This is a genomic window from Candidatus Baltobacteraceae bacterium (assembly GCA_036559195.1).
Lineage (GTDB): Bacteria > Vulcanimicrobiota > Vulcanimicrobiia > Vulcanimicrobiales > Vulcanimicrobiaceae > JALYTZ01.
Genome location: DATBTN010000039.1, coordinates 58,466 through 66,684, shown reverse-complemented (window position 1 = coordinate 66,684; position 8,219 = coordinate 58,466). Strand labels below are relative to the sequence as shown.

The following is an 8,219-nucleotide window of genomic DNA, read 5'->3' as shown; positions in this document are numbered from 1 at the left end:
CCGGGCGGCCAAGGCACGTACAACTCGGTCGTTCCGAAGTTCAGCTCGGCCGCCTTACAAGATGAGTTCAAGCCGACCGACAAACTCGACTTGAACTTCGGTCTGCGCTTCGAGAACTACACGTACCAACTCGCCAACACCAACACGCCCGAGTTTAACTTCTGGTTCAACGAAGGCGCGCAAGTTAATTGCTACGACCCGGCGACGGGCCAGCCGCAATTAACCCCGCTCGCACCGGGTCAGCCGGTGCCGCCAAACCCGGTCCAAACCAATCCGGGCCAGTCGTGCCCGGTAGCGGCCTCAGGGCAGCTAGGGGTTCACCCAACGGGCGGTAAGGGGCCCGATGCCGGCGCGCTCTCGTATTCCGCAGCGAGCCCGACGTCGTTCTCTCACACGTTGTTCTCACCGCGCATCAGCGGTACGTACACGCTCAATCCCGATACCGTGCTGCGTTTCTCGGCCGGACGCTATACGCAACCGACGGAGACGGCGTTCGAGCAATACGCCGACGCCTCCGGTAAGCGCGCTGCAGCCTTTAATTTCGCCCAATTCTGGGGATTAGGCTTCAACACGCCTGCACACAACAATCCGGTCCAAACGTCGAACAACGTCGACTTTTCGATCGAGCACCACTTCGCGCACTCCGATATGACGGCAAAGGTCTCGCCATTCTATCGGTATACGCAGAACGAGATCGTCTCGTTGGTTCTCGGCCCCGGCTTCGTCTCCGGCGTCAACGTCGGAACGCAGAAGAGTTCGGGCGTCGAGCTCGCCATCCAAAAGGGCGATCCGTCACGTGACGGTTGGTCCGGACAGTTGGCGTATACGTATACGACTGCGAAGGTCAAGTACGGTAACCTCCCCAACGGCACGAACGGCATCGACTACCTGAACAACTACGTCAAAGCGTTCAACGGTTTGACGAAGGCCGGCGGCGGCGCGCCGTGCTATGAGAACGGCCTTCCAAACCCGACCTGCACCGATGCAGCAGCGCCGGGAGCCGTCATCGCTAACCCGTATTACAACGAAGGCCAACAGTCACTGCTCGATCGGAACGCCTACTACTATACGTATCCGAACGAGCCGCCGAACGATCCGACCGACCAAGGCGGTACGTCCGCCATCGCGCCGAATTCGTTCTCTGCATACCTGCAATACAAGCACGGTCGCCTCTCGATCGCACCGAACGCGGAGTTGATCGCGGGCACCTATTACGGCTCGCCGACCGACACGTATGGCGTCGATCCGCGCGCTTGTGCGCAAAACCAAGGCGCAGCAACCGGAGCGAACGGTGCGCCCGTTCTCCCGGCAGGCTCCGCGTACGCGCAAAACCCTGACTTCCTGACGTGCTCCGCGTCGCCGTTCGTTCAGAGCGGTTTCCTCGCGATTCCGAATCCCTATAGTGGCAAAATGGATTCGGTCGGGCAGTATCAGGAACCGTGGCAGCTCAACATCGGAGCGTTCATCAAGTATGAAGTCTCTCCGAAGATTACCGCCAACCTCACCCTGACCAACTTGGTCAACCGTTGCTTCGGCGGTACGAAGGCCGCATGGGCGAACGCGTTCCCGGCAAACAGCGTTGTTTGCGGGTACTCGAGTAATCCGCTCGGTACGGGCAACACCACCTACATCGGGCCGCAAAACGGTCAACCCGGCTTCGGCGGCGGCTTCTTCTACGGAGCCAACGGACACGATGCCGCAAACGGCGGCGGTACGTATGCTCCGGCATACAACTACCCGTTCGCCCCCTATAGCGGACTCCTACCGTTCCAAGCCTACTTCGAGGTCCAGGTCAAGCTCTAAGCGCATCGGCGCATCGGAGCAGCAAAGCCCCCGCTTCGGCGGGGGCTTTGCTTTTTCGTTACAGCTCTCGGGTCATCTCCTGATGGGGGATTCCCGCGTCTTCGAAGAGTTCTCCGTGGGCGGTGAAGCCGGATTTCGCATAGAACTTGCGCGCGTGCGTCTGTGCGGAGAGCGACGCGCGCGCGTATCCGCGCTGTTTTGCCGCCTCCATCAATACGTGCAGTAAGAACCGGCCGACTCCGCTCGCGCGACGATCCGGCAGGACGGCCATTCGGCCGATCTGCACGGTCACACCGTCTACGTGCGGGTAAAAGCGCCCGGCGGCGATGACGCTCTCGCCCTCAAAGACGATGGCGTGCAGCGCATCCGGGTCGTCCCGGTCGTGTGCGTCGATCTCTTCGGCTAGCGGCACGCATTGTTCGTCGACGAAGACGGCGACGCGCACTGCGAGCGCGCGATCGAGCCGCTCGCGATCGCCGACACCGAAGAGCTCGCTACGCATCAGCACCCCTTCGAGTACCACCGACCCGCACCTGGTACGGAGGCGCGCGCCGGTGTTTTGGGGTAGTTGGCGCAATATGCAGCGAACGTTTGCGAGCGATAATAACGCGCCGGTTGCGCCCGAGATTATGGAGGCGATCCTGGCGGCCAATACCGGCGACGCGGTCTCGTACGGGGCCGATGCGTTCACCGAACGTGCCGTCGCACGCTTCCGCGAACACTTTGGCGCGCGGACCGAGGTACTCTTCACGTTCAACGGTACGGGGGCGAACGTCGTGGCGTTGAGTTCGCTGCTGCGGCCGCACGAGGCCGTGATTACGCCGGCCTCCTCGCACCTTCAGACCGATGAATGCGGCGCCCTCGAACGATTTGCGGGCTCGAAGATTCTCGCGGTACCGAGCGCAGACGGAAAGCTGCGCGTTGCCGATCTCGAACCGCTCGTCGCCCATGCGTCCGACCCGCATCACGTGGTTCCGCGCGCGATCTCGATCTCCAATACCACCGAATTCGGCGGTCTTTACGATCCCGACGAGATCCGCGACCTTGCGACGTTCGCACATCGGCACGACATGATCGTGCACCTCGACGGTGCGCGCATCTGCAACGCCGCCGCCGCGCTAGGCGTCTCGCTGCGCGCTTGCACCGTTGACTTGGGGGTCGACGTGTTGAGTTTCGGCGGGACGAAGAACGGATTGCTCGCGGGCGAGGCCGTGCTTTTCTTCGATCCCGCGCTCCATGCAACGGCCGCACCGTTCGTGCGCAAACAAGCCATGCAGCTCGCCTCGAAGATGCGCTATATCGCGGCTCAATTCGATGCGTTGCTTGCGGAAGATCGCTGGCACCGGTATGCCTCGCACGCGAACGCCATGGCGCAAGCGCTGGAGGCCCGGATTCGCGCGATTCCGGACGTCCGTATCACGCGACCGGTGGCAGCCAACGCCGTGTTCGCAACGCTGGACCGGGCGGCGATTCCGAAGATCCAGGAGCGCTACTTCTTTTACGTGTTCGACGAGTCGTTGCCGGAGGCTCGGTGGATGACGCACTTCGCCACGCGACCGGAGGATGTGGATTCCTTTGCCCATGCTGTCGAACAAGCCGTACGTCGAGCGGATGGTCCTTCGACAGGCTCGCGTCCTTCGACAGGCTCGCGTCCTTCGACAAGCTCAGGATGACAGGAACATGATTAGGTTGTATTTTGCGGTTAGTTTGGATGGGTTTATTGCTGATGAGGCGGGCAATGTTGGGTGGCTCGACGCGTTCGCAGAGAACGACTTTGGGTTTACGACATTTCTTGCCTCGATCGAGACGCTCGTTATGGGGCGCACAACCTACGATCAGGCCCGCAGTTTCGAGTATTGGCCGTACGACGGCAAACGGATTATCGTGCTTACGTCGCGTGCGCTCGAGCCATTGCCGGAGGACGTCGGGCTCGCGACGGGCGGCCCTGAGGGACTCGCCGCACTTTTGCCGAGCCTGGGCGCGGGCGACGTGTGGATCATGGGCGGCGCACGCGCGATGGGCGCATTTCTCGATCTCGGCATCGTCGACCGCATCGATCTCTTCATTATGCCCGTCATGCTTGGGCGCGGCATTCCCATGTTTCGGCGCGACGGCGGGACCGATCCGGGCTGGCAGCTCGAGCACTCGCATGCGTTCCCGAGCGGCGTCGTACATCTCGCCTATTTGGCTAGCGAGCCATTAGCCGCCGAGCGAGCGGATTGAGCGCGCGTCCTCGCCATCGTTGCTCGTAGTTGGCTTTCAGCAGCGCGTTGCGCGCGCGCGTCAGCGGAGGCTGTGCGGCGCGCGTTAACTCAAGCGCGCGGGTCTGTTCGATCGCATAGACCTCGCGCAGACGCTCGATCGTGTGACGCGCCGCCGGCGGGTGTTCTCCGCCGAAGCGCAGCAGCGTAGGCCAAACGTCTTCGAAATACTGCGCCGGATCGATTCGATCGAGTGCTTCCTCGGCAACCACCTTGCCCGTCTGGCCGAGGCTGCTGTAGAGACGGCCCTTCTCCGCATGGCGGCGAGCCGGCAAAACGTGGCCGTAGTGACCGTACACGTACGGCAACGCGATGCGGCCGCCCGAAAGACCTTCGAGGCGTTCGTGAACGAGGCCGGTCCAACGCGCGTTCGGCGTGAAACGGAAGAACGACATCCGTCGCTCGATCGACGTGTAGAGATCGAACGATGCGAAGAAATGCCACGTATAGCCGTCCACGAAATCGAGCGACTGCGGAACGTACGCGAGGTGGCGTGCGATGCGGCGCACGTCGTCTCCGTGGACTTCGTCCGCATCAACGAAGGCGACCCAATCGCCGGCGCTGCGTTCGGCGTGCCGCGCCAGACAAGCGTTTCGCGCGGTCGAGAAATCGGAGAACGGCGTTCGATCGATCGTCAACCGGTCGTTGCGGCCGAACCAGCTCGTGCGCAGCGTCGAACCGTGGGGCGACGGATCGGATGCGTTGTCGTTTACGATCAGTACGTCGGCGACGCCGACGAGCGATTCGAGCATCGCACCGAGAAACGGCTCTTCCTTCCGGCCGACGATCAGGTGCGCGGCGACGCTAGTCATTTCGCACGCTTTCGAGCGCGTTGCGCGTTTCCTGCGCGGTTCTCGCCCACGAGAAGAGTGCGGCCCGCTGCGGGCCGGCGGTCTGCAAACGCGCGCGCAGCGGCGCGTCGGCCGCGATTCGTCGCAGCGCGGCGACCCACTGCTCGCCATCGAGCGGATCCTCCACATAGAGCGCGGCGTCGCCGCAGACTTCGGGCAGCGACGAGGCTCGCGACACGACCGCCGGCGCGCCGCACGCGAGCGCCTCGAGCGCGGGCAGCCCAAAGCCTTCGTAGATCGAGGGACACACGACCGCCAGCGCGCCGCGATACAGATCGCGTAAACGCTCCACGCTCACATCGTGCAGCGCGATCGTATCGGAGGGTACGGCCTGCGTGGTAACCAGAACGAGCGCGACGTCGCACGCGGGAAAAGCGGTTCGCCACGCCGCGATCAACGTGTCGACGTTCTTGCGTGTTTCGATCGCTCCGACGTAGAGCAGGTACGGCCGCCCCCGCGTTGCGTCCGGAATCCCATCCGCGGGCCCGGGCGTGTAGCGCGGATCGGCGGCCAACGGCACGCACGTTATCCGATCGGGCGGCACCTCGAGATAGCGTTCGATCTCGGATTTCGTAACGAACGAATCGGCGATGATTCGCCGCGCGGATCGCGCCGTACGCCGGAACGGCGCCTGTTGGGATTCGCGCCGGCCGGCATCGCGATCCGGGAATGCGAACGGTGCGACGTCGTGGATCGTTGCGACCGCCGGCACGTCGCCCGCATCGAAAAACGTGCCGTTCCATGGGTGCCACACAACGTCGGCCGAGCGCGGAACGCGCGACGCCACCGCAAAGGCACGGCTGCCGAGCTCGCGCGCGAGCGCCGGTTTGCGCAGCATAGGAAGCGGGTGACGCACGAGCAAAGTCAGATCGCATGCGGCGTGCTCGATCCACTGCCCCAGTATGGCGCGAACGGCGACGCCGATGCCGCGACGATCGGTAAGCAGATTGTGAGCATCGACCGCGACGTGCATGGAGCTTCCAGAGGTATGCCGCGTGAATGAGCGCATCCTTCGCGTCGGCGTCGACGCGTGGAATCTTCCCGGCGACCGTCGCGGGATCGGCCGCTACCTGCGCGCCCTGCTCGATGTGTGGGACGAGGCGTTCGCGGACCGAATCGCGGTGACGCTCGTCGTCCCGGAATGGCACACCTGGACGGTGGCGCGGCGCTACCGGCGGGAAACCCGCAATCGCCGCTACGCGATTCGCTCGCGCCGCCTTCACACCCGTGCATCCCTCGATCTGCTATGGTTTCCATTCAACGGACCGAGTTGGAGCGAGTTTACGCTTCCGGCGGTTGCGACGCTGCACGACGCGTCGACGTTCGCGTTGGAGGGGTTCGACGAAACCGCGCGCGCGTCGTTTCGCGCCGCCGCCCGCACGTGCGCGCACATCATTACCGATTCGAGTTTCTCCAGGCACGAATTGGCGCGCGTACTCGATCTCGCGCCGGAACGAATCACGGCGATCGCGCTCGGGGTCTCGCCGCCCCGCGCGCCGGCGCGCGTCGCGCCGGACCCGGCGTCCTTCGGCCGGTTCGCGCTCTTCGTCGGCGAAAGCGAGCGGCGCAAAGGACTCGATACGCTCGTCGCCGCGCTCGCGCGCCTTGCGGGCGACGATTGCCCGCTCGCGCTCGTGGTGGTCGGAACGATCGCCGATCCGATTCCGCATCGCGACGAAATTCCGATTCACGTTCTGGGTCACGTCGACGACGCGACGCTCGCCGCCCTCTATCGCTCCTGCAGCGTCTTCGTCTACCCTTCGCGGTACGAAGGGTTTGGACTGCCCGTCTTGGAGGCAATGAGCTACGGCGCCCCGGTAGTTGCGTCGTCGGCTGCGGCTATCCCCGAAGCCGGCGCCGAGGCCGCCATCTACGCTCCGCCCGGCGATGAGGCGGCCTTCGCGGCACAGATCCGGCGCGTGCTCGCAGAGCCGGGGTTGGCCGATTCCCTGCGCGCCGCCGGGTACGAACGGGCACGGTACATGACGTGGCGGCGAACCGCGGAACGCACGCTTGAAATTTTCGAACGGGTCGCAGGAGCCGCCGACGCACCGGGCGGAAGGGCTTTGGGGTGAGGCGACTTGCACTCGCGGCGGTTGTGGCGGCGATCGCGGCGGTTCTGCTCGGATCCATGGCTCCACGCGCGACTCGTTCGCATCGCGTGACGATCAAACACGAGTCGCATCTGCCCGCATGGTTCGTTCGCCGGCGGATGGCATTACAATCGCCGATCTGGTAAGACGCATTCATCTCGCGAGCGCGCTGATTCGGCGAGGTTCGTCGATTTTGCTCGTGGCCTCGCGCTACCCCAATCACGCGCAACCGCTCTGGAATCTCCCCGGCGGCCGTCAATTGCCGCGCGAACTGCTTCGCGATACCGTCGCGCGCGAAGTCCTCGAAGAGACCGGTCTGAGCGCGCGAATCGGTGAGTTGCTCTATCTGAGCGAATCCTACGACGGCGACGTTCACTTTACCAACTGCACGTTTGCGGCGGAGGTGTCCGGCAACATCGTCGCGCCGCGGGATGACGATCACGTCGCCGAGGCACGGTGGGTTCCACTCGCGCAGATTGCCGAGCGTTTGACCGTCCGGGTGGTGCGCGAGCCGCTGCTCGCCTACTTGCGCGGCGATTTACCGCTGCAGTACGCGGGTTATGCCGACGCGGATATCTCGATCGTCTTTCCCGATTGAGCCCAGCGTTCGCGCGGGAGCACGTGCGCCAGCACGTCGACGAGCTCGCCGTTGACCGATGCGCCGTTGGACAACAGGCCGTCGGTTTCGAAACCGCTGCGTTCGAGCACGCGCCGCGACGCGGCGTTTTCGGGAACGCAATAGGCTTTTACGCGAGCGAGCGCCGCCAGCTCGAATGCCTCGGCAACCAGCGCCCGAACGGCTTCGGTGGCGATACCGCGGCCGCGGGACTCGCGCACGATGCTGTAGCCAATCTCACCGCAGGAGCGTTCGCGCTCGGGAACGCGCAGCGATACCCAGCCCAGCGGCTTGCGCATTTTGTGTCCGTAGATGAGCCATTCGAAGCGGCCGGGCTGGCCCGGGCGCAAACGCTGTGGACGACGGGCGACCATTCCGACGAACGTGCTCGCAGTAACGGCCGGCAAATCCTGAAACGTCCGCAAGTCCGGCTGTTGAAGCACGGCCCACAACGCATCGGCGTTCTGCGCGGTGACCGGCGTGAGGCGTAATCGCGCGGTTCGAATCGTTCTCATGAGACGAGTACGTTCGAGTCTACCACGGATTCGCACGCGCACCTAGCGACGCGACGAAACGCGCGTGAATGTCGCTGCGG

10 protein-coding genes are annotated in these 8,219 nt (G+C 64.2%); 6 read left to right on the top strand and 4 right to left on the bottom strand.

The genetic code is table 11. The features are described from left to right. Positions 1 to 1,803 (top strand): TonB-dependent receptor (locus VIG32_04800; protein ID HEY8297324.1); only part of this gene is annotated, 1,803 nt, incomplete at its 5' end. Between the two features lie 58 nt (positions 1,804 to 1,861). Here VIG32_04800 and VIG32_04795 read toward each other — a convergent pair. Beyond that, on the bottom strand, positions 1,862 to 2,305 hold the full coding sequence (locus VIG32_04795) for a GNAT family N-acetyltransferase (GenBank protein ID HEY8297323.1): 444 nt from the start codon (positions 2,303 to 2,305) through the stop codon (positions 1,862 to 1,864). 52 nt (positions 2,306 to 2,357) lie between these two features. On the opposite strand from VIG32_04795, the gene VIG32_04790 reads away from it, so the two are divergent. Together VIG32_04790 and VIG32_04785 are read left to right on the top strand one after the other, a co-directional pair. Beyond that, positions 2,358 to 3,476 carry an aminotransferase class V-fold PLP-dependent enzyme gene (locus VIG32_04790; protein HEY8297322.1) on the top strand — a complete coding sequence of 373 codons (1,119 nt, stop codon included), beginning with the start codon at positions 2,358 to 2,360 and terminating at the stop codon, positions 3,474 to 3,476. Positions 3,477 to 3,483: 7 nt separating this feature from the next. Beyond that, complete coding sequence (locus VIG32_04785; protein ID HEY8297321.1) at positions 3,484 to 4,026, top strand: dihydrofolate reductase family protein; 543 nt, start codon at positions 3,484 to 3,486, stop codon at positions 4,024 to 4,026. Here VIG32_04785 and VIG32_04780 read toward each other — a convergent pair. Continuing rightward, complete coding sequence (locus VIG32_04780; protein ID HEY8297320.1) at positions 3,992 to 4,876, bottom strand: glycosyltransferase; 885 nt, start codon at positions 4,874 to 4,876, stop codon at positions 3,992 to 3,994. The two genes, VIG32_04785 and VIG32_04780, sit on opposite strands and share 35 nt — an antisense overlap. Then, positions 4,869 to 5,888 carry a glycosyltransferase family 1 protein gene (locus tag VIG32_04775; protein HEY8297319.1) on the bottom strand — a complete coding sequence of 340 codons (1,020 nt, stop codon included), beginning with the start codon at positions 5,886 to 5,888 and terminating at the stop codon, positions 4,869 to 4,871. Before VIG32_04775 ends, VIG32_04780 begins: the two co-directional genes overlap by 8 nt. 22 nt (positions 5,889 to 5,910) lie before the next feature. Here VIG32_04775 and VIG32_04770 point away from each other — a divergent pair, with 22 nt between their 5' ends. Genes VIG32_04770 through VIG32_04760 form a run of 3 tightly spaced genes read left to right on the top strand, consistent with a single transcriptional unit; the run spans position 5,911 to position 7,606 of the window. Continuing rightward, positions 5,911 to 6,990 (top strand): glycosyltransferase family 1 protein, encoded by a 1,080-nt coding sequence (locus VIG32_04770; GenBank protein ID HEY8297318.1) that lies wholly within the window; start codon positions 5,911 to 5,913, stop codon positions 6,988 to 6,990. Further along, a complete protein-coding gene (locus VIG32_04765; GenBank protein ID HEY8297317.1) occupies positions 6,987 to 7,154 on the top strand; it encodes a hypothetical protein in 168 nt (55 codons plus the stop codon). The genes VIG32_04770 and VIG32_04765 overlap by 4 nt, the downstream gene beginning before the upstream one ends. Continuing rightward, a complete protein-coding gene (locus tag VIG32_04760; protein HEY8297316.1) occupies positions 7,109 to 7,606 on the top strand; it encodes an NUDIX domain-containing protein in 498 nt (165 codons plus the stop codon). Before VIG32_04765 ends, VIG32_04760 begins: the two co-directional genes overlap by 46 nt. On the opposite strand, the gene VIG32_04755 is transcribed toward VIG32_04760, so the two are convergent. Further along, positions 7,567 to 8,139, bottom strand: coding sequence for a GNAT family N-acetyltransferase (locus tag VIG32_04755; GenBank protein HEY8297315.1), 573 nt, complete (start codon positions 8,137 to 8,139; stop codon positions 7,567 to 7,569). The genes VIG32_04760 and VIG32_04755 overlap by 40 nt on opposite strands. Between the last annotated feature and the right edge of the window lie 80 nt (positions 8,140 to 8,219).

Excerpts from the sequence above, each read along its gene's own strand:
- VIG32_04760 (HEY8297316.1), top strand. The coding sequence starts at position 7,109 with ATGGTTCGTTCGCCGGCGGATGGCATTACAATCGCCGATCTGGTAAGA.
- VIG32_04780 (HEY8297320.1), bottom strand. The coding sequence starts at position 4,876 with ATGACTAGCGTCGCCGCGCACCTGATCGTCGGCCGGAAGGAAGAGCCG.
- VIG32_04785 (HEY8297321.1), top strand. The coding sequence starts at position 3,484 with ATGATTAGGTTGTATTTTGCGGTTAGTTTGGATGGGTTTATTGCTGAT.
- VIG32_04775 (HEY8297319.1), bottom strand. The coding sequence starts at position 5,888 with ATGCACGTCGCGGTCGATGCTCACAATCTGCTTACCGATCGTCGCGGC.
- VIG32_04795 (HEY8297323.1), bottom strand. The coding sequence starts at position 2,305 with ATGCGTAGCGAGCTCTTCGGTGTCGGCGATCGCGAGCGGCTCGATCGC.
- VIG32_04755 (HEY8297315.1), bottom strand. The coding sequence starts at position 8,139 with ATGAGAACGATTCGAACCGCGCGATTACGCCTCACGCCGGTCACCGCG.